This window comes from Achromobacter xylosoxidans (genome assembly GCF_001457475.1).
GTDB classification, from domain to species: Bacteria; Pseudomonadota; Gammaproteobacteria; order Burkholderiales; family Burkholderiaceae_B; genus Achromobacter; species Achromobacter xylosoxidans.
The window spans coordinates 251,437-275,010 of record NZ_LN831029.1 but is presented as its reverse complement, the minus strand read 5'-3'; the positions used below and the strand labels follow the sequence as shown (position 1 = coordinate 275,010).

The 23,574-nt window shown below is 67.0% G+C and carries 23 protein-coding genes; 5 read left to right on the top strand and 18 right to left on the bottom strand.

The window, feature by feature from the left end; all coding sequences use genetic code 11:
• Positions 1–44 precede the first annotated feature (44 nt).
• From AT699_RS01305 to AT699_RS01285, 5 genes are all read right to left on the bottom strand, one after another.
• Positions 45–695, bottom strand: a complete 651-nt coding sequence (locus AT699_RS01305; RefSeq protein ID WP_006388126.1) for a DUF799 domain-containing protein — start codon at positions 693–695, stop codon at positions 45–47.
• 1 nt (position 696) lies between these two features.
• Positions 697–1,203, bottom strand: coding sequence for a DUF4810 domain-containing protein (locus tag AT699_RS01300; RefSeq protein WP_024067463.1), 507 nt, complete (start codon positions 1,201–1,203; stop codon positions 697–699).
• A gap of 11 nt (positions 1,204–1,214) precedes the next feature.
• A complete protein-coding gene (locus AT699_RS01295; RefSeq protein WP_020925561.1) occupies positions 1,215–1,892 on the bottom strand; it encodes a CsgG/HfaB family protein in 678 nt (225 codons plus the stop codon).
• Between the two features lie 290 nt (positions 1,893–2,182).
• Positions 2,183–3,091 carry a DUF4261 domain-containing protein gene (locus tag AT699_RS01290; RefSeq protein WP_024067462.1) on the bottom strand — a complete coding sequence of 303 codons (909 nt, stop codon included), beginning with the start codon at positions 3,089–3,091 and terminating at the stop codon, positions 2,183–2,185.
• A gap of 130 nt (positions 3,092–3,221) precedes the next feature.
• A complete protein-coding gene (locus AT699_RS01285) occupies positions 3,222–4,019 on the bottom strand; it encodes a fused MFS/spermidine synthase (RefSeq protein WP_024067461.1) in 798 nt (265 codons plus the stop codon).
• A 171-nt stretch (positions 4,020–4,190) separates the two neighbouring features.
• On the opposite strand from AT699_RS01285, the gene AT699_RS01280 reads away from it, so the two are divergent.
• A complete protein-coding gene (locus AT699_RS01280; RefSeq protein WP_024067460.1) occupies positions 4,191–5,216 on the top strand; it encodes a hypothetical protein in 1,026 nt (341 codons plus the stop codon).
• A gap of 120 nt (positions 5,217–5,336) precedes the next feature.
• Positions 5,337–5,831, top strand: a complete 495-nt coding sequence (locus AT699_RS01275) for a hypothetical protein (RefSeq protein ID WP_024067459.1) — start codon at positions 5,337–5,339, stop codon at positions 5,829–5,831.
• Here the strand turns inward: AT699_RS01275 and AT699_RS01270 are convergent.
• From AT699_RS01270 to AT699_RS01230, 10 genes are all read right to left on the bottom strand, one after another.
• Positions 5,828–7,165, bottom strand: a complete 1,338-nt coding sequence (locus tag AT699_RS01270) for an NtaA/DmoA family FMN-dependent monooxygenase (protein WP_024067458.1) — start codon at positions 7,163–7,165, stop codon at positions 5,828–5,830. The genes AT699_RS01275 and AT699_RS01270 overlap by 4 nt on opposite strands.
• Before the next feature lie 26 nt (positions 7,166–7,191).
• Entirely contained in the window at positions 7,192–8,013 is an 822-nt protein-coding gene (locus AT699_RS01265; RefSeq protein ID WP_050807753.1) for an ABC transporter ATP-binding protein, read from the bottom strand.
• 23 nt (positions 8,014–8,036) lie between these two features.
• Entirely contained in the window at positions 8,037–9,080 is a 1,044-nt protein-coding gene (locus AT699_RS01260; RefSeq protein WP_052719220.1) for a FecCD family ABC transporter permease, read from the bottom strand.
• 1 nt (position 9,081) lies between these two features.
• Positions 9,082–10,107, bottom strand: a complete 1,026-nt coding sequence (locus tag AT699_RS01255) for a FecCD family ABC transporter permease (RefSeq protein ID WP_026384869.1) — start codon at positions 10,105–10,107, stop codon at positions 9,082–9,084.
• Positions 10,104–11,123: a Fe2+-enterobactin ABC transporter substrate-binding protein gene (gene fepB / locus AT699_RS01250; protein ID WP_197602769.1), complete on the bottom strand. Its 1,020-nt coding sequence runs from the start codon at positions 11,121–11,123 to the stop codon at positions 10,104–10,106. Before fepB ends, AT699_RS01255 begins: the two co-directional genes overlap by 4 nt.
• Positions 11,051–13,207 (bottom strand): TonB-dependent siderophore receptor, encoded by a 2,157-nt coding sequence (locus AT699_RS01245; protein ID WP_006388114.1) that lies wholly within the window; start codon positions 13,205–13,207, stop codon positions 11,051–11,053. Before AT699_RS01245 ends, fepB begins: the two co-directional genes overlap by 73 nt.
• Before the next feature lie 187 nt (positions 13,208–13,394).
• Positions 13,395–14,147, bottom strand: a complete 753-nt coding sequence (locus tag AT699_RS01240) for a helix-turn-helix domain-containing protein (RefSeq protein ID WP_024067453.1) — start codon at positions 14,145–14,147, stop codon at positions 13,395–13,397.
• A 53-nt stretch (positions 14,148–14,200) separates the two neighbouring features.
• Positions 14,201–14,440 carry a hypothetical protein gene (locus tag AT699_RS31830; RefSeq protein ID WP_157140538.1) on the bottom strand — a complete coding sequence of 80 codons (240 nt, stop codon included), beginning with the start codon at positions 14,438–14,440 and terminating at the stop codon, positions 14,201–14,203.
• Positions 14,441–14,538: 98 nt separating this feature from the next.
• Positions 14,539–15,732, bottom strand: coding sequence for an MFS transporter (locus AT699_RS01235; protein WP_232254245.1), 1,194 nt, complete (start codon positions 15,730–15,732; stop codon positions 14,539–14,541).
• Positions 15,733–15,801: 69 nt separating this feature from the next.
• The gene (locus AT699_RS01230) at positions 15,802–16,281 is read right to left on the bottom strand and encodes an RrF2 family transcriptional regulator (protein ID WP_024067452.1); all 480 of its coding nucleotides are present in this window, start codon (positions 16,279–16,281) and stop codon (positions 15,802–15,804) included.
• Positions 16,282–16,480: 199 nt separating this feature from the next.
• On the opposite strand from AT699_RS01230, the gene AT699_RS01225 reads away from it, so the two are divergent.
• Positions 16,481–17,323, top strand: coding sequence for a class I SAM-dependent methyltransferase (locus AT699_RS01225; RefSeq protein ID WP_024067451.1), 843 nt, complete (start codon positions 16,481–16,483; stop codon positions 17,321–17,323).
• A 180-nt stretch (positions 17,324–17,503) separates the two neighbouring features.
• Complete coding sequence (locus AT699_RS01220; RefSeq protein WP_024067450.1) at positions 17,504–18,523, top strand: zinc-dependent alcohol dehydrogenase family protein; 1,020 nt, start codon at positions 17,504–17,506, stop codon at positions 18,521–18,523.
• Positions 18,524–18,664: 141 nt separating this feature from the next.
• Here AT699_RS01220 and glmS read toward each other — a convergent pair whose 3' ends face one another.
• Positions 18,665–20,497: a glutamine--fructose-6-phosphate transaminase (isomerizing) gene (gene glmS, locus AT699_RS01215; RefSeq protein WP_020925581.1), complete on the bottom strand. Its 1,833-nt coding sequence runs from the start codon at positions 20,495–20,497 to the stop codon at positions 18,665–18,667.
• Between the two features lie 151 nt (positions 20,498–20,648).
• Here glmS and AT699_RS01210 point away from each other — a divergent pair, with 151 nt between their 5' ends.
• The gene (locus AT699_RS01210; protein WP_024067449.1) at positions 20,649–21,137 is read left to right on the top strand and encodes an Lrp/AsnC family transcriptional regulator; all 489 of its coding nucleotides are present in this window, start codon (positions 20,649–20,651) and stop codon (positions 21,135–21,137) included.
• Positions 21,138–21,164: 27 nt separating this feature from the next.
• Here AT699_RS01210 and AT699_RS01205 read toward each other — a convergent pair whose 3' ends face one another.
• The gene (locus AT699_RS01205) at positions 21,165–22,226 is read right to left on the bottom strand and encodes a glycosyltransferase family 4 protein (RefSeq protein ID WP_006388106.1); all 1,062 of its coding nucleotides are present in this window, start codon (positions 22,224–22,226) and stop codon (positions 21,165–21,167) included.
• Entirely contained in the window at positions 22,223–23,545 is a 1,323-nt protein-coding gene (locus AT699_RS01200; RefSeq protein WP_006388105.1) for a UDP-glucose dehydrogenase family protein, read from the bottom strand. The genes AT699_RS01205 and AT699_RS01200 overlap by 4 nt, the downstream gene beginning before the upstream one ends.
• Positions 23,546–23,574 lie beyond the last annotated feature (29 nt).

The following is a 23,574-nucleotide window of genomic DNA, read 5'->3' as shown; positions in this document are numbered from 1 at the left end:
GCCGTGGTCAACGGGGCGAGGGCAGCGTGGCCGGCAAGGCCCGGTCAAGGTTGGGCGGCGTAGCGCGGCGAGCGAGGGCCGTACAGAATGCCGCCGGAAGTACCGGCACTGAGCAGCATGTTGTTCGTCATGCCGGCGACGCCATAGCTGCGATCGGAGAGCGTATTGACGACCTGATCCACCACCGCCTGCACCAGCATGCCGATCAGGCCGCCGCTGCTGTTGCTGGCTTGCACGACCTCCTTGCTGCCATCCCACAGCTTGGCGCCCGTGCGCAGGTCCACCAGCGCGGCGTCGATCGAGACGGTGATCGAGCTGGACAGGACCGCATAGCTCGACCCGTACTGTTTGACGGTCATGTACAAGGCGGCATCCGCGCCAAAGATCTCGCGCAGGCGCGCGGCCGGCAACTCGTGGATTTCGTCCGCGTTGGTCAGGCCATTCTGCTTGAAGGTCTCTTCCATGACGGCAACGGGCACGACGTAGTAGCCCGATTCCGCCAGCGGCATGGTCGCCTGCGCCAGCACCGCCGCGCCCGCCGCCACGTCCACGGACGTGTTCAGCGGCGGCAGCACCAGGATCGATGCCGGCTTGCTTTCGCGAAAGGCGGCATAGTCCACATTGCGCTGCGGCGCGGCGCAACCCGCCAACAGCGCGACCAGCGCCAACACGGCAATACGCATGATCGTGTTCATCTCAGGCTCCTTTCTTGGCCGGCTGTGCGCTGGCGGGCGCGGCGGCGGGCGCGGCGGGCGCCGCCGACGGCGCGGCCGACGCGGGCTCGGACGGCGCGGCCGACGCGGCGTTGTCCGCCATCTTGCTGGCATTGCGCAGCAGGAAATCCATGAACGGCTTGGATTCGGGGAAGGCCGCCTTCTCGCCTTCCAGCTGTTCCAGGCCCTTGGCGCCATCACCCAGCTTCAGGTACAGCATGCCCAGATGCGCGCGGAAGCCCGGCGGCAATTGCGCGTTGCTCGCCCGCGCGGTTTCGATGTTCTTTTCCATCGCCAGGCTCTGCGCCGCGTAGTCGGCGCCATCGTCCTTGAGATAGGCGTAGACCGAAGGTTGGTACGACTGCCAGCTGTACATGCTCTTGGGTTGCTGCGCGCACGCGCCCAGCACCCCCGCCAAGGCAACCACCGCCATGGCGCGCCCCATGCGCGCGAGCGCCCGCGGGCGCGCCTTCGCCAGATTGTTCGACATTGGGATACCTATCAGGGTTGGACCGGTTGCCAGGCGCCTTGCTCGATGCCATCGACCAGGCGATCGACGGCCTCGCGGATCGCCAGGTCCAGCACCTTGCCGTTCAGCGTGGAGTCATAGCCGGCGGTGCCGCCGAAGCCGATGACTTCGCGGTTGGACAGGCTGTATTCGCCCGCCCCCGACGCGGAATAGACCACCTCGGAGGTCGTCACGTCGACCACGTTGAGGTCGACCTTGGCGTAAGCCACCTGTTCCTTGCCGCGGCCGAGGATGCCGAACAGCTGATGGTCGCCCGTCACCTTGCGGCCGAACGCCGTCACGTCGCCCGTCACGACGTAACGCGCGCCCTTGATCTGGCTGGCCTTTTTGTTGAACGCCGCTTCCTGCGCGATTTCGGACAGGTTGTCGCGGTCCATCACCTGGAACCGACCGCTGCGCTGCAGATGGCTGACCAGGATGGTCTTGGCCTGGCCGCCGAGGCGGTCCACGCCGTCGGAGAAGACGCCACGCAGGTAGTTGGTGCGGTTGTCGAACTTGCCAACCGAGATCGGACTGCGCACGCCCTGGTAGGGCTTGCTGGCCGCGGCGACCGCGGGTACCGCGACCGACTGGGAACGTTCGGTGGCGCAACCGGCCACCAGCAGTGACAGGACCGTCACCGCGCCAAGCGTTACTGCCTTGCTCAACATGCCTTACTCCTGCAGACCCGGCACTCGATGCGTGGCGGGCGAAGCGTGAAATGATGGAATCGGGCAGTGAGTATATACAATTACATACAGTCGTAATAATTAGAATTGATGTAGAAAAGCCGGTTATTTCGTCCTAAAAATCACCAATCTCGGCCATCTGCAACACTCCGCGTACGGACGAGTCAGATTTTTCGGGCATTGGCACCGTGCCGGCACTCTTTTTGCCGGGGCGCGCTCCCTCGTGAGCGCCCCCTCTCGAACCGTTGCCCAAGAGCCGGCCGGTAGGTCCGTCAGTCGTCCTGGGCGTCGGCCGGCTTGTTGATCTGCGAGGCGTCGATGATCTCCGTCACCAGCACCGCCTGCGGGCCGTGCAGGAAATACTCGGCCTCCAGCGGTTCACGCAGCTTCATGTAACGGTCCTCGCCGATCTGCATGGTGTGGCCGGCGGCCAGCTCGGCGCCGCTGTCGAGCAGGTACGCCATGATGTTGTTGAACATGTTCGAATACTGCTCGCCCTGGTGATGGCCCTCGGCCAGCACGGCGAAGTCCGGCAGCCCGAAGCGGCCGGCGCCATAGGTGCGCATCCACACGCCTTGCACGCCTTCCACCTCGTACTTCACGAAGCCGCAGTACAGCATGTTCAAGGGCAGCGAACGCAGCAGTTCCAGGCTCTCGTCGCCCATCGACTCGCGCGAGAACACCCCCGCCGGCAGTGACGTGTGGGCATCCTCGTTCAACACCGCGACGGCCTGCAATCCAGTCAGCGCCCCGGCCACCGCCGCCAGCGCCACGTACTGCTCCAGCGGATCCTCCTCGAAGCCGGCGTAGTAGAGCAGCACATGGCTGACGTGGCCGCGCACCTGCTCCTTGACCTCGGCGGGATAGTGCGCCGGCGCCACGCACGCCTCCAGCGCATCCTGGGGGAAGGGCGCGTTGAAACCCACCAGGCGAACCACGTGCTTGCCCCAGCCGACCAGGGCCAGCAATTCCGGCATGTCCGGTTCGATCTCCGCGCGCGCCTCGCGCATCTCGGGGTGATAGGCGCGCAGCGCCGCCGCCAGCGCATCGGCCTGCGGCGCCAGCGGCGCGGCGAACACGACCTGCAGGCTCGGGCCATCCTTCATGTCGGGATTGGCCGTCAGGGCGACGGTGTCGGCGGACGATTCGGCGCGACCGAAAAAACGGGAGAAGATGCTCATGGAAAGGATCCTGGCGGTGCGGGAAAAGCGTGGATGCTAGCAAGGCGGCTACGGACGCAGGCTCGCCATGTGCAACAAAACCCCGCCGCGCGCTACCGGACGTTAGCGGACGCCGGAAAACCGCGCCGCGTCACTTCAGTTCGCGCGTCGCGCCGATGACGCGCAGGGTGGGCATCAACTGGCGCCAGGCGTCCTTGGGAATGACCGCCGGCCGCTTCAGGTCGGCCGCCGCCGGATCGTCCAGCAGGTCGCCCTTGCAGGCGAACACGATGCTGTTGGTCATGTCATCGTCCACCACCTCGAACATGGCGCCGCCGAACGCGGCGCGCACCCGGTCCAGGTAGGCGTGGTGCAGCGGATGGTTCACATGGAAGTTGATCACCAGGATGCCGTTGTCGCGCAGGGCGCGATGGCAATCCGCGTAGAAGTCCGCCGAGCACAGGGCGGGAGGGATGCCGGCGTCGTCGAAGCCGTCCAGCAGCAGCACGTCGGCGGCGTCCCGCAGCCCGCGCAGATGCTCGGCCGCGTCCGCCTGGACCACCCTGAAACGCTCGCCATCGGGCGGCACCATGAATGCATCGCGCAAGGCGATGACGCCCGCATCGATCTCGACCACCTCGATGCGCGAATGCGCCAGGTAGCGATGGCAGAACTTGGCCAGCGACCCGCCTCCCAGCCCCACCATCAGGATGTCCGCGGGCGCCGGCGCGAACAGGACGAAACCCATCATCATCCGCGTGTACTCGAGGTCGAGCGCATCGGGGCTGAGGGTCGACATGCGGCTCTGGATGACCTTGTCGGAAAAATGCAGGGTGCGCGTCGTGCCCGCCACGTGCACATAGGGTTGGGCCGCGGGCAGGGCGGCGCTGGCGGCATCCGGCGCCACCGGCGCGCTGGACAGGGACAGGGAGGAATCACGGACGGACATGGGGCAGAAGATACCACCGCCGCAGGGCAGCGCGGCAGTGTCGGACGGATTCCTGCCGGCGCGGTTAAAGAATGCGCATCGGCCTGCCGTACATGTCGTGTCACCTCGCCGTCGCAGCGCCGGCCATCGGCCGGCCGCGACGCCATGTGTCCCGCCTTACCGGAATCCTCCATGCAGCCCCTGCTCACCGACACCCTCCTTCCGACCACAGCCACCGCCAGCAACGACGCCCATGCCGCCGCCAGGCGCGACGCGGATGCGGCGCGGGACCGGGACGCCGCGCAGCCCGCGGACAAACCCGTCTCGATCCGCGTGATCCTCAGCGACGATGCGCTCGAGCGCGCCGCCAAGGCGCGCAAGGCCGCCTTCCAGATGGCCACCGACGCGGCCCAGTCGCGCCACGACCTGGCACGCGCCCGCGTCGCGCAGATCAAGCAGCGCATCGACACGCTCAAGAAGATGCTGATGTTCCTGGGCAAGGCCGCGGCCAAGGCCATCCTGCGTGAACTGCGCCAGCTGGCCGGCGAGCTCGGCCAGGCCGCCAGCGCCCTCAAGGACAGCGGCGGCGTGCAGGCCGCCGGCGCGTCGCCGGGTGCGGCGGCCGCGCCCGTGGTGCATGGCGCGAGCGGCGTCCCGGCCACGGGTGACGCCAACGGCACGCCGGCCGGCACGGCCGAAGGCGCCGATGCCACGGGCGCCGGCGCGCCCACGCCGACGACCGCCGCCTCCCGCGCCCTGGCGGCCTATGCCGCCGCCAGCGACACGGCGCTGGACAGCGACGCCGATACGGCCGACACACCCGCGGCCGACACCGCGGCACAAGGCGCCGCCGCCGCGGCCCGGGCGGACGCCGCCAAGGCCGCATCCGCGTCCGTCGACACCGACACCGACACGGCCGGCGACCGGAACGACAAGGCCGGCGCCCCCACCGAATCCCGCCACGAGCCGCAGGCCGCCCAGAAGCGCCGCGAGGGCGACGCCCAGGCCGTGCGCGATGCCATCCGGGCCATGAAGGAACTGCTCGCCATGCTCAAGAGCAAGCTGCGGCAGCACGACAAGGAAGCCCAGAAGCAGGTCGCCGAAGTCCGCGACGCCCTGGCCGAGGCCGAAAAAACGGCCCAGGCCATCGACGGCGGCGGCGCGGCAGTGGGCGTCGGCGGCATGGAAGGCGGCGACGCCACGACCGCCGCGGCCTGAACCAGACGGCGGCGCGGGCATGCCGAGCGGCATCGCCCGCGCCCCTGCGCGGCCGGGCGCAGCCGGCTTATGATGGCCCCTTTCCTCCCAGCCGCCGCGCCGGATGACGCGGCTACCGCAATGCCTCGCCTTCACCCGCTCTGCTTCGCTTTTCTGCTGTTGCCGCTCCTGGCCGCCGCGCAAACCCACGTCGACCCCGACGCCGAGCAAGCCCGGCAGACCTTGAAACAACGCGCCATCGAACCCGAGTGGATCGACGACTGCTTCGTGGCCGGCAACCCGTTTCGCTACTGCATCTACCTTGACAAACAAGCGGGTGGATTTCGCGTGGTCGACCAGCATTTGCAGGAGCCTTACCAGGTCTACCTGTTCGACAACGGGCCCGACTACCCCAAGGAAGGCCGCTATCGCATCCGCCTGAACGGCAAGATCGGCTTTGCGGACGAGGAAACCGGCGCCATCGTCGTCGCCCCGGTCTATGACTGCGCCTTTCCCTATGAAGACGGCAAGGCCAGCGTCGGTTTCGGCTGCAAGGAAGAAAGCGACGGTGAACATCGCTGGTGGTCAGGCGGCAAGTGGCAGGACATCGACCGGCAGGGCAAGGTCATCGACTAGGGAACCGCGCGGCCTGGCTCGCAGCAACTCCCGGCCAGCCCCAGGTTGCTCGCGAACGTGGTGCCGGCGTAGGCGCGCCGCGCCAATCCCATCGCCGCCAGCCGCGGCATCACCCCGTCCAGCAGCAGATCCAGCGACTGCATCGCCCCACCCGGCAGCGCAATGAACCCGTCCGCCGCGCCGGCCTCGGCCCGGCGCTGGATCTCGGCCACCGCGTCGTCGACCGTTCCCACCACGGTCCAATGCGCCGATGCCGCGGCCTCCGGCCGCGCCAGCAGCTCGCGCAGACAGGGTTGCTCGCGCTCGACCAGCCGACGCAGCAATTGCACGTGCGTGGGGCTGCGCATGTCGGGCCCGGGTTGCCCCAGCATGCGCACGGTGATGGGCTGGTCCGGATCAAGCCGTTCAAGATCCAGGCCCAGCGCCCTTCCCACGTACAGGCGCTGGCGTGCCCGGTCCTGGTCCGCGTGGGCCGCGCGATGCAAATCCCGGGCCTGGGCCCGCGACGCCGCCAGATACAGGCTCAACCCCGGCAGCACCCGTATGGCCGCGGGCTCGCGGCCATGGTCGAGCGCCCGCTGCCGCAGGTCCCGGCGCAACGCCACGCCGCATTCGATATCGGGCGTAGCGGCGAACACCGCATCCGCCACGCGGGCGGCGAAGTCGCGCCCCCAATCGGACGCGCCCGCCTGGAACAGGGGAATGCGGCCGTGGGCGCGACCAGGCACATTCAGGGGTCCCTGGACGCTGAAATACTCGCCGCGATGCGCGATCGGCGCGATACGCGTGACATCCGCGTACTGCCCGGACTCGCGGTCCGCCAGCACCGCCTCCTGCGGATAACTGCGCCATAACGCGCGCACGACTTCGGTGAACTCGAGCGCCTTGCGATAACGCTGCGCCGAAGGCGGCATTGGCGCATCGCCGAAATTCCGGCTGCCGTCCAACGCGGTGACGATGTTCCAACCCGCGCGCCCTTCGCTGATCCAGTCCAGCGATTGCAGCTGGCGCGCCACCACGTAGGGCGGATTGAACGAGGTCGCGGCTGTCGTCACCAGGCCGATATGCCGCGTATCCTGCGCCAGCGCCGCCATCAGCAGCGCCGGATCCAGGCTGCTGAAGCCCGGCCCGCGCGCCAGCGCCGGCACGTCCAGGAACAAGGCATCCGGCCGGAACACGAAGTCCAGGCACGCCTGCTCGGCGCGGCGTGCCACATCGCGGTAGAACGGCGCGCCGTGCAGTTGCTCGACCCGACTGTCCGGGCGTCGCCAGCCGGAGGCGGACAACCACGTGGCGGCCAGCGACAGGCCGATGCACAAAGGGGAAGATGACATGAGGCTAGATTCCTTGGAGTATCGGTTCAGTCGGTTTCGGCGCTGGAAACGGGCACCACCAGCGGCGTCCCGGACACGGGATCTGCCATCACGACGCAGCGGATGCCGAACAGGCGCCGCACCCGCTCCGGCGTGATGACCTCGGCCGGCGGGCCGCTGGCCTGCACCTTTCCGTCGCGCAGCGCCACGATGTGATCGGCATAGCGGGCGGCCTGGTTCAGGTCGTGCAGCACCATCACCAGGGTCTTGCCCTGCCGCTGGTTCAAACTGCGGCACAGATCCAGCACTTCCAGCTGGTGAGCGATATCCAGGTAGGTGGTGGGTTCGTCGAGCAGCATCACAGGCGCGTTCTGCGCCAGCGCGAATGCCAGCCAGGCGCGCTGGCGCTGGCCTCCGGACAAGGTGTCGACGGGCCGATCGGCCAGGGCCGTCAAGCGCGTCTGTTCCAGCGCGCGTTGTACCGCCTCGTCATCCTCCGCGCGCCACGGCTGCCAGAACGCCTGGTGCGGATAGCGGCCACGCGCCACCAGCTCCGCCACCCGTATGCCGTCGGGGGCTTGCGGCGCCTGCGGCAGGCAGCCCAGGCGAACGGCCAGCTCGCGCGCTCCAAAGCGCCGCAGGTCCTTGCCGTCGAGCAGCACCGTGCCGGCCTGCGGCGCCAACAGACGCGCCAATCCCCGCAACAGCGTCGACTTGCCGCACCCATTCGGCCCGAGGATGACCGTAATGCGTCCGGCCGGAATATCGAGGTCCAACTGCTGGCACACCGCGCCCAGGTCATGCGCCAGTGTCAGCCCACGCGCGCGCAGCGCCATCGCGCAAGGCGGGGATGCAGAGCAATCTTGCATGGGTAATCGTCCGCGAGAGGAAATCATCGGGCGCCCCGACGCAGCAGCAGCCAGATCAGGTAGAGGCCGCCCAGCAAACCGGTCAGCTTGCCGATGGGCAGGTGCAACGGCCAGAACGTCTGCTGGCCGAGCAGGTCGGCCGCCACCACCAGACAGGCGCCCATGGCGGCCGCCCCGCCCACCGACGGTCCGGTGCTGCGCAGCAGGCGCCGGGCGAGCTGCGGCGCGGCCAACGCGATAAAGGCGATCGGCCCGGCTGCGCCGGTGGCCAGGGATGCCAGCATCACCGCGCAGAACAGCATCGCCAGCCGTACCCGGGTTACCGGCAGGCCCAGCTGCCCGGCGACGTCGTCGCCCATTTCAAGCAGCGCCAGGCGGCGCACCGACAACCAGACGGGCGGCAGGAACAGGACGATGGCCACGCCGGCAAGCCAGGCATGCGCCCATGCGCGCGCATTGAGCGAACCGGACAACCACAGGTTCGCCAGCAATGCGTGATCGAGATCGCCCTTGACCAGCAACAGGCCATTGACGGCGTGCAGGATCGCGCCCACGCCAACGCCGACCAACACCAGGCGTCGCGTGCCCATGGCGCCCTGGCGCCGCGCAAGCAGCCAGACGGCGACCGCGGTCAAGGCGCCGCCAGCGACCGCGCCCATTGCCGCGCCGACGGTGGACGGGCCGTAAACCACGATATGCAACAGCGCGCCGGTGGCCGCGCCCGTCGTGAACCCGATCAGATCCGGCGAGCCCAGCGGATTGCGCGACAATGACTGGAATACGGCCCCCGACACCCCCAGCGCGGCCCCCACGGACAGGCCGGTCAGCACCCGCGGCAGACGAAAGCCCAGGATCAGGCGCTCACCGGGCGTGGCGGACGATCGTCCGATCGCGATGTCGAGAATGCGGCCCAGCGACAGTTCCGCGCTGCCGATCCCCAGGGCAATCAATGCCAGGATGACGGCGCACAGGGCGAGCGCCAGGCCACCGAGTAAAACCCGCCGCCGGGCCAGGAAGCCGAAGCGATGCACGTACCGCCGCGGCGGCATGGGAACGGAATCGCGCATGTCAGCAAGCACCGGCACGGCGCGCCAGCGCGACAAAAAGAGGTCCTCCGAGCAGCGCCGCCATGATTCCGGCGCTGATCTCGTCGGGCGGGACGATCATCCGGCCCAGCGTATCGGCAGCCAGCAGCAGGCAGGCTCCGACCAGCGCGGCGCAGGGGATCAGGCGCCGATGCGCGGACCCGCAGGCGTGGCGGGCCAGGTGCGGCGCGGCCAACCCGATGAAGGCGAGCGGCCCGGCGGCGGCGGTGGCCGCGCCGGCCAGCAACACGATAGCCGCCGCGGTGCCTGACCAGGCCAGGTACGGCCGCGTGCCCAGGGTCGTGCCAAGCTCACGTCCCAACGCCAATGCGTCCAGGGTTCGGCCCCATGCCAGCGCCAGGGCGACGCCCGTCACGGTTGCCGGCAGCACCACGGCCAGCACGGCGCCAGAGCGTCCTTGCAGCGAGCCGACCACCCAATGGCGGAATTGGTCGAAGACGCGATCGTCGCTGTTGACAGTGATGATCTGCGTAGCGGCAAACAGGATCGCCGACATGGCCGCGCCCGCCAGCACCAGCCGCAGGGGATCGCGCCCGCGATGCAGTCCGCCAATGGCATGGACCAGCGCGCCCGCCAGCGCCGCTCCGCCCAGGCCGGCCAGCAGTTGCGCGACCGGGCCGTGCACGACGCCCAGTGCCGTGGCCGCGGCGATGGCAAGCGCCGCGCCCGCATTGACGCCCAGCAGCCCTGGATCGGCCAGCGGGTTACGGGTCAAGGTCTGCATCAACGCCCCGGCGGCGCCCAGCGCCGCTCCGGCCGCCAGCGCCAGTAGCGTGCGCGGCAAGCGCAGGTGACGCACCATGAGGTGCGCGCTGTCGAGCGGATCGAAGGCGGCCAAGGCCTGCCTCACCGTCGTCAGCGACAGCGGACGCGCCCCCATCATCAGGCTCAGCGGCGCCAGCAAGGCAATCGCGAGGGCACAGGCCAGCAACAAGCACCAGGTATGGCGACGCGCAAGCGGCGTGCGCGCCCTTGGCATCGGCGTCATGTCCCGAACCGTTCGAGCAGCGCGTCGAGGATCTGGCCCGCGCTGTACGCATCTATGCGAAAAGCGTCCCGGCCCAGGCCATAGACCTGGCGCGCGCGTACCGAAGGCAGGTTGGCCAGCACCGGATCGCGCAACATCGCCTCGGCATCGTCGGCATCCGCGCGCAACACGAAGGTGGTTTGCGCGGTCAAGCGGGTCAGCGCTTCATACGGCGCCCAGACGAAGTCTCCGGGGCGGCCCAGCGCGACGTGCCAGGCGGGATCCGGCGCCTCGATCCGAAACCCCAGGGCCGCCAGCAGCCGCGCATGCGGGCTGGCCGGCGTGGCGATGGGATTGTTGGTGCCCGGGCCGTTATAGCTGATGATGTTCACCTTGCCCTGCGGTACGCGCAAGCGGGCACGCGCCGCGGCAACCCGGGCATCGAAACCGGCGACGGCGCGCGTCGCGGCGGCCTCCGTGCCCAGCGCCCGGCCCAGCTGCAGGGCCAGTTCCTGCCAGGTCTGGTGGCTGTAGTCCACCACGATGACCGGCGCGATCGCGCGCAAGGCGTCGAGTTGCTCGCGCGCTGAATCCGCGCCCGTGGCGGAAACAACGATCAGATCGGGCCGCGCCGCGTAGGCGGCCTCCAGGTCCACCTGCCCGGCCGGCCATGACGGCTTGAGACCGCGTGCGCGCGCCACTGCCGCCCATTGGTCGAAAAAACGGCCGTTGGCATTGCCGGCACTGGCGATCACCGGCGCTTCGATGGCCAGCAGCGTGCCGGTCACCGTGACCGACGTCGACAGGACGCGCCGCGGGGCGGCAGCCAGCATTGTCCGCGTGCCGTCGGCATTGTCGAAACGGCGCGGCCATCCATCATCGGCCAGCGCGGACGCCGGCAGGAAGACCGCCACCGTCAGCGACAACACCAGCAGCAGCCACGCAGTTATGGGCCGGCCCGCACTCACCACGTGAGCCTCGCGGTCGCCATGACCGTGCGGCCCGTGCCGTAATAGCACGAGGTGGCGGCCGAGCACGTGGCCACATACCGCTTGTCGGCCAGGTTGCTGCCATTGAGCGCCAGTTGCAGGTTCATGCCGCCGATCTTGCCGGCGTCATAGCGCAGCGCGGCGTCGAACAGCGTGTAGCCGGGAATATGCAGGTAGTTGGCCAGGTCGCCATAAGTCGGGCCGACGTAGCGCACGCCCGCGCCCATGCCCAGGCCGGCCAGCGGACCGCCATGGAAGGTGTAATCGACCCACATCGAACCCATCCAGTCGGGCACGCGGATCATGCGGTTGCCGGTATTGCCATCGTTGCTGCGCACCACCTTGGAGTCCATGCGGGTGACGGCGCCGATGAGGCTCAGCCCGCGCAGCGGCGTGACACGGCCTTCCAGCTCGATGCCGCGCACCCGCACCTTGCCGGTCTGCACCTGGTAGGCCTCGTCGGCTTCGTTGAGCGGGTCGGCCGTCAGCACGTTCTGCTGCGACAGCTCGTAGGCCGACAACGTGATCATGCCGTCAATGGCGCGCGGTTCGTACTTGATGCCCGCCTCCCACTGCTTGCCGGTGGTGGGCTTGAAGGCGCTGCCCGAACGCGTCGTTCCGCCGGTCGGCTGGAACGACTCCGAATAGCTGAAGTAGGGCGCCAGCCCATTGTCGAACAGATACGTGACGCCGGCGCGGCCGGTGAAGGCCTCGTCGCGGGTCACCTGGCGCGTCCCCGTCAGGCGATTGAGCGAATCCATGCGCGTCCAGTCCTGTCGGCCGCCCAGCGTGAAGCGCCAGCGGTCCAGCGCGATCTGGTCCTGCAGATACACGCCATACTGCGAATCGGTCTCGCGGGTGGACATCTGCGGCGCCAGTGTCGGTTCGAAATCGTAGTGGGTGTAGACGGGGTCGTACACATTGATGGCGATGGCGGCGGGCGACACCGCCGCCGCTTGGCGCAGGAAGGTCCACTGCGTCTTCTGCCAGTCGAAACCGGCGACCATGGTATGGGCGACCGGCCCGGTCGCGAACTTGCCCTCCACGCGCGTATCGATGGTCTGCGCATCGGAGTCGCCCTCGCCCTGCACCGCGCGACGATTCAGGATGCGGCCGCCGATGAGCGTGCTCAGGTTGGTAAGCGCGGCGCCGCGCACGCCATTGCCAACCGTGGCGCGGTACAACGAGTCCACGTGCGTGTAGCGCGCGTTCTGGCTGACTTTCCAGGCGTCGTTGAACTGGTGTTCGAGCTGCCAGCCGGCGGTCCAGATATTGCGGTCGTAAGTGTTCCAGTCGGGTTCGCCCAGGAACGTCGTGTTCTTGATGTAGCCCTCGGCGGCCGGCACGACGGTGCCCTCGTAGGGCAGGAACTGGAAGGTGCTGCCGCCGCGATCCTGTTGGTACATCCCCAGCAGCGTCAGGCGCGTGGCATGGTCATTGAAGTACATGGTGGCGCTGGGCGCGATGAACCACTGCTCGTGGTCGGTGTGCTTGATCTGGGTGGACCCATCGCCATACAGGCCCACCAGCCGCCACAGCACGTTTTCGTCCCCATTGGCCCCGCCCAGGTCGAACGCCGTCTGCGCGCGCCCATGACTATCCAGCTGCAACTGCACCACCTGATCCTGCTCCGGCGTCGGCAGCTTGCTGACCTGGTTCACCATGCCGCCAGGGGCCAGTTGGCCGTACAACACGCTGGACGGGCCTTTCAGCACCTCGACGCGCTCCAGGTTCCAGGTGTTGAAGGACGTCCGGTTCCAGCTCAGGCTGGTGTCCGACGGCGCGCGCAAGCCGTCCAGCATCACGTTCGCGCCAAAGCTGCCGGCATCGAAACCGCGGATGTAGAGATCATCCACGCGGTTGTCGATGCCCTGGCTCTCGGGCAGCACGCCCGCGGTGTAGCGCGTGGCTTCGTTGAGATTCCTGACGCCGCGCAGATCCATCTCGCGCCGCTCGATCACCGACACCGACTGCGGCACTTCACGCAACGGCGTATCGGTCTTGGTCGACCCTCCGATCGTCTCCGCCGGGCGGTAGGCATTCACCGTCACCGCTTCCAGGCTCACCGCATCGTCGGCCGCCAGCGCGGTTCCCGCCTGGACGAGCAGCGCCGCCAACAAGGGATAAGCCAAGCGCCCGGTCGGACGCGCGACACGGCGGGAATGAGGACGCATCGGGACGACGGCGGGCACGGGACTTCTCCTGAAAGCAAATAAGATTCGTTCTCAGGCAAGTAGAGCATGGGAGCGCGGCACACGTCGTTTGTGGAAACGGCGGAATCGTTCGCGCAAACGGCAATCGCCGCAGCCGCGCGGGGATTTACAGGCGGGCGCGCACCTGGTTCGGCGTCAGCCCGAAGTGGCGGCGGAATGCCGTGGAGAAACTGCCCGGATTGGCGTAGCCGGCCATGGCCGCGGCCTGCGTCACGCTCACCCCCTCGGATTCCAGGGCGTGGCGGGCCAGGCGCAGGCGCTCGTGCTGCAGGAAGTCGAACACCGTGATCCCCAGCGCCTGCCGGAAATGGCGTTGCAGCGTGGTGGCCGTGGTATTCATGTGGCGCGCGATCTGGTCGATGCTCAAGGGCTGGTCGGCGTGGCGGCGCAGCCAATGCGTAAGATCGACCATACGACGATGAACCGCCGCGGGCAACGGCATGGGATCGGTGCCATGGCAATCGCCCGCCCTGCCATGCGACAGCGCCTCGATGACCAGTTCGATGGCACGGCATTCAAGGTAGAGGCTGCCCAGCTGTCGCGGCATAGGCGGAGGACTCAGCAACTGCTCGGCCAGCAGCCGGATCCGCGTGGATGCGTTCCAGCAGCGCGTCGCCAGATGCGGGGCAATCACCGCGGTCTCGCCGAGCGACTGTTCCAGCCACTGCCGGCTCACGCCGATGCTGACACGCCGCGACGATTCTCCCCCTCGCACCACACGCCGGCATTCCTCGGGTTCGCGCAGCATCACCAGACCCGCGTCGGCCCCCTGACCACGAACCAGATTCAGCGCGGCCCGGCCGTAGCTGACGTCGATCCTGCCGTCGAGCACCAGTACGATCCGCAGGGAATCGTCCACAGTCGCCAACCCCGTCGACGACTCGCCACCGGCCTCGCAAGCAAGCTGCAAGCTCAGGCCGGGTCGCAGGCGATGGAATTTCCGCAAGGGCGGCGCGCTGGCCAAGCCAGGCGCACCGGACTGGGTGCTTGCCATAAAAAAAAGCGGCCGCCGTTCGGGACGAGGATGGCCACGACACGTTTATGAAAACGATTCTCATTATATTTTTTGCAGTCCTGTGTGGCAAGAACCAGTTTCAGCGTGAGAATGTTGTCGCTGTGCTGACCGCGATGGAAGCGCGCGGCCTGGCTCACGGCATCCCCGGCCAGCCCCAGGTTATGTTCTCAAGGTGCCCGATTCCGGCGCGGCTACGTGCCCGGGGCCCGACCCGGCGCCGCTCGACTGCCCAGCGCTATCCGCGATCGGAGCCTTGGCGCCCTGTACTTCCAGACATCATGATGTAGCACATCGCAATTGCAGCCAGTGCCGCCCCGGCCCATAACGGATACGACCCGCCCAGGCCAATCAGCTGGCCGCCTATCATTGTCCCGATAGCGATCCCGATATAGATTCCCGAAGAGTTCAGCGCAATGACCAGGTTGGCTTCCTGTGGAGCCAGGCTGATCAGCCTTTGCTGCTGTGCGGGTGACTGGGCCCAGCTGCTGCCCCCCCAGCACGCTATCAGGAAAGAAATCGGATAGATCGCTTCAGGTCCTTTCCCGCCGGACATGAGGCCCAGGCCGCCAAGGGCCAAGGTCATGACAAGGTATGCGCAGGCAAGCGTCATGATCGGCCCGTGCCTGTCCGTAGCCCACCCGGAAAGATAGTTGCCGCAAAAGGCGCCAAGCCCATACATGAACAGCATCATGGTGAAATTGGCGGGCGGGATCTGAAAGCCTTCCAGGATGGAGATGACGAAGGCGTACGCCGAGTAAGCCGCTGCCATCCCGAAAACCGTGAGCATCAGTATGCCCACGACACCTGGTCTTGCAAGCACCGACAATCGTTGCCGCAAACCGATGGCGGCGCCTCCGGGCATGGGCTTCATCACGAGAAAGACCGTTGCCGCCGCCGCGAACGCAAGAACGCCGACAAAAGCCAATGAGGCGCGCCAGTTCATGAACACGCTGATCGCATGGCCAAGCGGAACGCCCAATGCAGTGGCGACGGTGAGCCCTCCGATCACGACGGAAAGCGCTCGCGCCCGCTGACCGGGATGCACCATGGCGGCAGCCGTCGCCCCCGCGTTCGGGGTGTAGGCCGCCGCCGATGCGGCGGCGGCTATCCGCGTCAGTATGAGAAGCCCCAATGTCGTACATGCCGCGGAAGCGATGTTGGCAAGGCCGAGCAAAACCAGCGACGACACAAGCAGCCTGCGCCGGGCCACCGTGGAAGTCATCGTCGCGATGATCGGGGCAAGCAATGCATAGGCAAGGGCGAACGCAGTGACCGACCACCCGGCCATCGATGCGCTCACAGACAGGTCTTCCGCCATCTCCGGCAAAAATGCGGAAACGATGAATGCATCCATACCGACCGCAAACGTACCCAAGGCCAAGACCAGGGTTGAGCCCAGGGAGCGCTGTGATTGTTCGACGTTTTCCATTTTCATATCAGGATATTTAATATCTAGATTAACGAACCAAAAAAAGAGGGAAACCCTCTTTTCCGACGGCTAGCTTGAATAGCCCGCATACCATTGCTTCATTCGCTGGCTCCCTGATGGCGGAGATGCCTTTATCAGATCGGCAATGGTCTGCGCGGCCAGTTCCTTTCTCCATGCGGTCTCGGCTCGCTGCATGGCGGCGGCGATTCCACAGGGACGCGCGAAGTCGTTTGGCTTGGCAAGACATCCCGCGCCACGCTGCCTGATTTCGGTGCACCGGAATGCCCACTCATCTCCCTCGATGGCCATCACGACATCCAACAGGGAGATCGCCTCGGGAGACTTCGCGAGTTGAAAGCCCCCCTTGGCGCCCGCCGAAGAAGTGAAAATTCCGGCACGCACCAGACTCTGGAGAAACTTGTTCAGATAGTGCGAAGGCAGTTCGAATGCGGCGGCGAGCCTGGATGTCGGCACCGGCCCGTCATTGCCGACCCACGCCAGGGTCAGGCAACAGTGCAATGCCCATTCAACACCTTCGCTCATCTTCATGCTATTTACAATTTCCAGTGATCGACATGAAATTACGCAACGCATGCAGCGCTGTTGCCATCGATAGGCCAACATCCGCAACGACGGGCTGTTTCGCGCACCATCCAGCAGGTAGCTTCGCCGCTTTAATTTGGATAAATTATATCTAGATAAATTGCACCGTCAACCAACGACGCGGCACATCAATGAGGGTAGCGCAATGAAACCAGAGAAAGTGCACCTGACGCAGGAGAAGGAGACCCTGCTGATCACGCTGTTCGCGAAGGCCGGCGAATCCGAACTGGGCGACTCGCTCCTGAACGACCGCTATGCCGCGGAAGCGGTGAAACGCATCGATTATGACTTCGCCAGGCTCAAGGTCGGCCGCGACATGATGATCGGTCTGGCGATGCGCGCCCACCATCTTGACGAATGGGCGCGCCGCTTCATCGAACGCCATCCTCGATGCGTCGTACTTCACCTGGGTTGCGGGCTGGATACGCGCTACTTCCGCATCGCCCCAGCGCCAGGCGTGCGCTGGTACGACGTCGACTACCCCGAGGTGGTCGACCTTCGGCGTCGGCTTTTCGCGATGCAGGAAGGCTATTTCCTGATCGCATCCGCTGTCCAGGATGTCGCGTGGCTTGAGCAGGTTCCCGCCGACCTGCCGGTGCTCGTAATCGCGGAGGGCCTGCTGATGTACCTGTCGCGAGACGACGTCAGGGCGCTACTCGGGGGTATCGTTTCCAGGTTTCAACACGGGGAATTCATCTGTGACGCGCTCAGTTCCCTGGGCGTTCGCTTCGTCCAGCGCATTCCGTCGGTGCGCGCCACCGGCGCGCAGTTGAAGTGGGGGATCGACGACCCGCGTGAGCTGGAGGCACTCGCGCCGCCGCTGAAACTGGCCGAAGAGGCCGACTGCTATCGCCGCGATGACGTCGCGCGGTTTTCCCTGCTGTCGAGAATATCCATCGGCATCATGCTCGCGATCCCCGCCCTCCGGCGCATGAACCATCTCCTTCGCTACACCATTCAATGCGATCCACGCCCGACGCCGCGGTAGCGGATGGAGGCAATGTAAGTGGCAATGGCCTGGCGGGAGTTGGCGTAGCGACCTCACTGGTTCCTTGCAGGCAACATTGAAGGGAATTCATGACGTCACTGGATAGCGCGGGTCCCGGATATCTTACGGGCACTGGGCCGCGCCGTGCGGCTCTCTGGAACCAAGACAGAGGACATCACCATGCAGGCATATCGGATCACCGCCGGCCAGGGTATCGGCTCGTTGCAACGCGGGGCGCTGGCAGCGCGCGCCCCCGGTCCCCATGAGGTGCGCGTGCGCGTCAAGGCCGTTTCGCTGAACTTCCGCGACCTGATGGTCGCGCGTGGCGGCTACCTGAAACCGGCGGACGCCCCCGTCATTCCAGCGTCCGACGCCGCTGGTGAAGTCGTGGACGTCGGCGCCGGGGTCACACGCTACCGGCCGGGCGACCGGGTGATGGGCGCCTTCTTTCCGGACTGGATCGATGGCGAGTCCGACCCCGTCAACACCGCGCGGGTGCCGGGCGCCGCCAGCGACGGCGTGCTGGCCAGCGAGGTCATTTTCTCCGAGCACTCCCTGGTCGCCATTCCCGATTCGCTCTCGGATGAACAGGCCGCGACCTTGCCATGCGCCGCCGTCACCGCCTGGAGCGCCCTGTTCGTCGCGGGACGCGCCAAAGCCGGCCAGACCGCCTTGCTGCTGGGCACCGGCGGGGTATCGATCTGGGGCCTGCAACTGGCCAAGGCTGCGGGCCTGCGCGCCATCATCACCTCGTCCAGCAACGAGAAACTGGCGCGGGCGCGCGAGTTGGGCGCGCACCACGTGATCAACTACCGCGACGCCCCCGAATGGCAGGACGAAGTGCTGCGCGTCACCGGCGGCGAAGGCGCCCACGTGGTGCTGGAAGTCGGCGGCGAGGGCACGCTGGAACGCTCGGTCGCGGCGGTCCGGCATGGCGGCGCGGTCGGCATCATCGGCGGTGTCAGCGGTTTCGACTCGGTGCCGGTCTCGCCCTTGGCGTTGATCGCCGGCCACAAGCGCCTGGAGGGCATTCTGGTGGGCAGCCGCAAGATGCTGGAAGATGTGACGCGGCTGGTCGACAGCGCCGGCATCGCGCCGGTGATAGACCGGGTCTACGGTTTCGACGAGGCGCCGGCCGCGTTCGAGCGCCTGGCCTCGGGCCGTCACTTCGGCAAGATCGTGATCCGCGTCGACCGCTGAACGGCACAAAGAAAAAGGCCGCCTTGATGGCGGCCCAGGTGTCGAGAGACAACGCTCTTCAAATGCGGAAAGTCGCGTCGGGCGTTGTCGAGACACCGACCTTATTTCTCGTTTTCAACATCGGGGCCACGCCCCGAGGCATCACTCCACCGTCACGCTCTTGGCCAGATTGCGCGGCTTGTCCACGTCGGTGCCACGGGCGCAGGCCGTGTGGTACGACAGCAGCTGCAGCGGCACCGTGTGCAGGATCGGCGACAGCTTGCCGTAGTGCTCGGGCATGCGGATCACGTGCATGCCTTCGGCGCTCTGGATCTTGCTGTCGGCGTCGGCGAACACGTACAGCTCGCCGCCGCGCGCGCGCACTTCCTGCATGTTCGACTTCAGCTTTTCCAGCAGCTCGTCCTTGGGCGCGATGGTGACCACGGGCATGTGCTCGGTCACCAGGGCCAGCGGGCCATGCTTGAGTTCGCCGGCCGGATAGGCTTCGGCGTGGATGTAGCTGATTTCCTTGAGCTTGAGCGCGCCTTCCAGCGCGATCGGGTAGTGCATGCCGCGGCCCAGGAACAGCGCGTTTTCCTTCGAGGCGAAGCGATCGGCCCAGGCCATGATCTGCGGTTCCAGCGCCAGCACCGAGCCGATGGCCACGGGCAGGTGGCGCAGCGCCTTCAGGTGCTCGGCCTCCTGCTCGTCGGTCAGGCGGCCGCGCACTTGCGCCAGCGCCAGCGTCAAGAGGAACAGCGCGGTCAGCTGCGTGGTGAAGGCCTTGGTCGAGGCCACGCCGATTTCGACGCCGGCGCGCGTGATGTACGACAGCTTGCATTCGCGCACCATGGCGCTGGTGGACACGTTGCAGATGGTCAGCGTGTTTTCCATGCCCAGCGAGCGGGCATGCTTGAGCGCGGCCAGCGTGTCGGCGGTTTCGCCCGACTGCGAGATCGTGACGACCAGCGAGCGCGGGTTCGGCACGCTGTCGCGGTAGCGGTATTCGCTGGCGATTTCGACCGCCACGGGGATCTTGGCGATCGATTCGATCCAGTACTTGGCGGTCAGGCCGGCGTAGTAGCTGGTGCCGCAGGCCAGGATCAGCAGCGAGTCGATGTCCTTGAAGATCTTGTAGGCGTCGTCGCCGAACAGTTCGGGCGTGATGGCCTCGATGTCCTGCAGCGTGTCGCCGACGGCGCGCGGCTGCTCGAAGATCTCCTTCTGCATGTAGTGGCGGTAGGGGCCGAGTTCAGCCGCGCCGGTGTGCACCTGCACGGTATGCACCTGGCGTTCCACATTCTTGCCGTTGGCGTCCACGATCCAGACGCGCGCCAACTGCAGGTCGACGACGTCGCCGTCTTCCAGGTAGATGATCTGGTCGGTGGTGCCGGCCAGCGCCAGCGCGTCCGAGGCCAGGAAGTTCTCGTTCTGGCCCACGCCCACCACCAGCGGCGAACCCTGGCGCGCGCCGACCACGCGGTGCGGTTCGTCGCGGCAGAACACGGCGATGGCGTAGGCGCCATGCAGGCGGCGCACGGCGTTCTGCACGGCCTCGAACAGGTCGCCGGCATACAGGTGGTTGACCAGGTGCGCGATCACTTCGGTGTCGGTCTGGCTTTCGAAGACGTAGCCCACGGCCTGCAGCTCGGCGCGCAGTTCGTCGTGGTTCTCGATGATGCCGTTGTGTACCAGCGCGATGCGCGGCTCGTCGTTGCCCAGGTGCGAGAAATGCGGGTGGGCATTGTGCGTGGCCGGCACGCCGTGCGTGGCCCAGCGGGTGTGGGCGATGCCGGTGAAACCTTGCACCTTGTCCTGCGCGACCTGTTCGGCCAGCTCGGCCACGCGCTGTGTGCTGCGCGTGCGGCGCAGGTGGCCGTCGGCGTAGACGGCGACGCCGCAGGAGTCATAGCCGCGGTATTCCAGCCGCTTCAGGCCTTCGACCAGGATCGGGGTGATGTCGCGCTGGGCGACGGCGCCAACAATGCCGCACATAGGAGAGACTCCTGAAAGTTCGAGTACGGAACGCATTGTGCGCGTCCCGCCAAGAAATTTGATTTCTTTATCTGGTCATATTTGACAGTTTATTCACTTACATATTTGTGATTAAATAATATTTCACTAATCATGCATTCATGAATTAATCATGCAAAACCAGCCGGTCACCCTGCCTGAGTTGGACGATCTGGACCTGCGCATCCTGGAACAGTTGCAAGACGACAACTCGCTGACCAACCAGGAACTGGCCGCGCGCGTGCACGCCTCGCCGCCGACCTGCCTGCGACGGGTGCGGCGCCTGGTGGAAGAAGGCGTGATTGCGCGCCAGGTGGCCATCCTGGCGCCAGACAAGCTGGGCAGCACGCTGACGGCCATCGTCGAGATCACGCTGGACGTGCAGGCGGCCGAAAGCCTGGGCGCCTTCGAACGGATCATGCTGGCCGAACCGGCGGTGCTGCAGTGCTACCGCGTGTCGCCGGGACCGGATTTCGTGGTGATCGCGCAGGTCAAGGACATGCCGGCCTATCACGCGCTGGCGCACCGCGCCTTCACCGCGCACGCCAACGTGCGCAACGTGCGCACGTTCTTCTCGGTGCATCGCGCCAAGTTCGAGACCCGTATCGATCCGCGCGGATAGGAGCCGGTCGGTCGGGCCGCGACGCCGCTAGCGCGCCGCCAGCAGCCGCTCGAACTGCGCCAGATAGCGATTGCCCATCTTCTGCACGTCGTGCTCGTCGCGCACGTACTGATACGCGCGCTCGGTGATTTCCTGGCGGAACGCGGCGTCATCCAGGCAGCGCGCCATGCCCTGGGCCATGGCGTGGAAGTCGGCCACCGCGCACAGCACGCCGCGCCCGTCGGCCAGGCTTTCCTTCAGGCCGCCGGCATCGGTGGACACCACCGGCACCCGCTGCAGGAAGGCGTCCAGCACGCTGCTGCCCAGCGCCTCTTCCTCGGAGCTCATGACGAACACGTCGAGGATGCTGTAGAAATCCTCGACGCCCTTGCGAAAGCCCGCGAAACGGTAGACGTCCTCGACCCCCAGCGCCCGCGCCTCGTCGCGCGCCTGCTGCTCGCGATCGCCGCCGGCGCCGAAGTGCAGGAAGACGAAATCGCGCCGCGTCTTCGCCAGTTCGGCCACCGCCCGCACCAGCGTCACCGGATCCTTGTCGCGGATCAGCGCGGCCGACGTGGCCATGACCTTCTTGCCTTCCAGGCCAAATTCGCGCACCAGCGCGGCGACGTTTTCCTGGTTGATCCGGTGCGGCTCGACCGCGCTGCGGATGATGACCGGATCCAGCCCCAGGCGACGCGGTTCGCTCGCGGCCATGTCGCTGATGGCCACGAACAGGTCGGTGTGGCGCCACTTGTAGCCGGTCTTCCATTCCTCGTTGGGCTTGACCACGAACGAAGTGCGGCGCGAGAACGCCACCGGGCGGCGGTGCAGCCACTTGGTCAGCACCGCCCAGGTGACGGTGTTGGCGGTCTGGGCGTGGATGATGTCGTAGCCGCTGCCCGCGCGCGCCAGGAATGCCAGCTGCGCCGGCACGTTGCGGACGGGGTGCGCCACGAAGCCCTCCTGGCGCACGCGCTCGGCCAGCGGGCCGCCCTCGCGGCACAGCACTTCGACCTGGTGGCCGGCATTGCGGAACGCCCGCATGCAGTACAGCGTCTGGCGTTCGCCGCCGCGCCACCCCTTCTCGAAGTTGAGCTGCAGGATCTTCATGCGCGGCCGATGCCCGAATACTCGAAGCCCTGGGCGCGCACGTCGGCCGGCGTGTAGAGATTGCGGCCGTCGATGATCAGCGGCGTCTTCAGCAAGGCCTTGACGCGGTCGAAGTCGGGCGCGCGGAAGACCTTCCATTCGGTGGCGATCAGCAGCGCGTCGGCGCCGTCGAGCGCATCGTACATGTCGGTGGCGAAGCTCACGCCGGGCTTGCCATCCAGAATCCGGCCGGCCTCGTGCATGGCCACCGGATCGTAGGCGCGCACGGTGGCGCCGCGGCGCGTCAGCTCGTCGATCACGGTCAGGCTGGGGGCCTCGCGCATGTCGTCGGTATTGGGCTTGAACGACAGGCCCCACAGCGCGATCTTGCGGCCGCTCAGGTCCTCGCCGTAGCGCGCCACCAGCTTTTCCGACAGGCGGAACTTCTGCGCATGGTTGGCGGCCTCGGCGGCCTCGATGACACGCATCGGCAGCGCATTCTCGGCGGCGGTGTTGACCAGCGCCTGCACGTCCTTGGGGAAGCACGAGCCGCCGTAGCCGGCGCCCGGATACAGGAAGTGGTAGCCGATGCGCGGATCGGCGCCGATGCCGCGGCGCACCTGCTCGATGTCGGCGCCCAGCGCTTCGGCCAGGTTGGCCATCTCGTTCATGAACGAGATGCGGGTCGCCAGCATGGCGTTGGCGGCGTATTTGGTCAGCTCGGCCGAGCGCACGTCCATCACCATCAGGCGGTCGTGGGTGCGCTGGAACGGCTCGTAGATGCGGCGCATGACGCCGATGGTGTAGTCGTCGTCGGCGCCGACGATGACGCGGTCCGGGCTCATGAAATCGTTGATCGCGGCGCCTTCCTTCAGGAATTCCGGATTCGAGGCGACGCTGAACGGCACCTCGACACCGCGCTTGGCCAATTCCTCGGCCACCGCGGCCCGCACCTTGTCGGCGGTGCCGACCGGGACGGTGGACTTGTCCACGATCAGCTTGCGGCTGGTCATATGCCGGGCAATGTTGCGGGCGGCGGCCAGCACGTATTTCAGGTCGGCCGAGCCGTCCTCGCCGGGCGGCGTGCCCACCGCGATGAACTGCACGTCGCCGAACGCCACGCTCTGGGCCACGTCGTCGGTGAAATGCAGGCGGCCGGCCTGCACGTTGCGCCGCACCAGGTCTTCCAGGCCCGGCTCGTAGATGGGGATACCCCCCTGGCGCAGCAGGGCGATCTTCGCCGCATCCACGTCCAGGCACATAACGTCGTTGCCCATGTCGGCCAGGCATGCCCCCGACACCAACCCTACGTAACCGGTACCCACGACCGTGATCTTCATGCCTGAACGCCTTAAAAATAGGTAATCGT

Coding starts and splice junctions, on each gene's coding strand:
- AT699_RS01260 (WP_052719220.1), bottom strand. CDS start 9,080: ATGCGCGATTCCGTTCCCATGCCGCCGCGGCGGTACGTGCATCGCTTC.
- AT699_RS01290 (WP_024067462.1), bottom strand. CDS start 3,091: ATGAGCATCTTCTCCCGTTTTTTCGGTCGCGCCGAATCGTCCGCCGAC.
- AT699_RS01285 (WP_024067461.1), bottom strand. CDS start 4,019: ATGTCCGTCCGTGATTCCTCCCTGTCCCTGTCCAGCGCGCCGGTGGCG.
- AT699_RS01270 (WP_024067458.1), bottom strand. CDS start 7,165: ATGTCATCTTCCCCTTTGTGCATCGGCCTGTCGCTGGCCGCCACGTGG.
- AT699_RS01205 (WP_006388106.1), bottom strand. CDS start 22,226: ATGAAGATCCTGCAGCTCAACTTCGAGAAGGGGTGGCGCGGCGGCGAA.
- AT699_RS01305 (WP_006388126.1), bottom strand. CDS start 695: ATGAACACGATCATGCGTATTGCCGTGTTGGCGCTGGTCGCGCTGTTG.
- AT699_RS01280 (WP_024067460.1), top strand. CDS start 4,191: ATGCAGCCCCTGCTCACCGACACCCTCCTTCCGACCACAGCCACCGCC.
- AT699_RS01255 (WP_026384869.1), bottom strand. CDS start 10,107: ATGACGCCGATGCCAAGGGCGCGCACGCCGCTTGCGCGTCGCCATACC.
- AT699_RS01220 (WP_024067450.1), top strand. CDS start 17,504: ATGCAGGCATATCGGATCACCGCCGGCCAGGGTATCGGCTCGTTGCAA.
- AT699_RS01265 (WP_050807753.1), bottom strand. CDS start 8,013: ATGCAAGATTGCTCTGCATCCCCGCCTTGCGCGATGGCGCTGCGCGCG.
- glmS (WP_020925581.1), bottom strand. CDS start 20,497: ATGTGCGGCATTGTTGGCGCCGTCGCCCAGCGCGACATCACCCCGATC.
- AT699_RS01200 (WP_006388105.1), bottom strand. CDS start 23,545: ATGAAGATCACGGTCGTGGGTACCGGTTACGTAGGGTTGGTGTCGGGG.
- AT699_RS01230 (WP_024067452.1), bottom strand. CDS start 16,281: ATGAAGATGAGCGAAGGTGTTGAATGGGCATTGCACTGTTGCCTGACC.
- AT699_RS01225 (WP_024067451.1), top strand. CDS start 16,481: ATGAAACCAGAGAAAGTGCACCTGACGCAGGAGAAGGAGACCCTGCTG.
- AT699_RS01300 (WP_024067463.1), bottom strand. CDS start 1,203: ATGTCGAACAATCTGGCGAAGGCGCGCCCGCGGGCGCTCGCGCGCATG.
- AT699_RS01235 (WP_232254245.1), bottom strand. CDS start 15,732: ATGGAAAACGTCGAACAATCACAGCGCTCCCTGGGCTCAACCCTGGTC.
- AT699_RS01295 (WP_020925561.1), bottom strand. CDS start 1,892: ATGTTGAGCAAGGCAGTAACGCTTGGCGCGGTGACGGTCCTGTCACTG.
- AT699_RS01275 (WP_024067459.1), top strand. CDS start 5,337: ATGCCTCGCCTTCACCCGCTCTGCTTCGCTTTTCTGCTGTTGCCGCTC.
- AT699_RS01210 (WP_024067449.1), top strand. CDS start 20,649: ATGCAAAACCAGCCGGTCACCCTGCCTGAGTTGGACGATCTGGACCTG.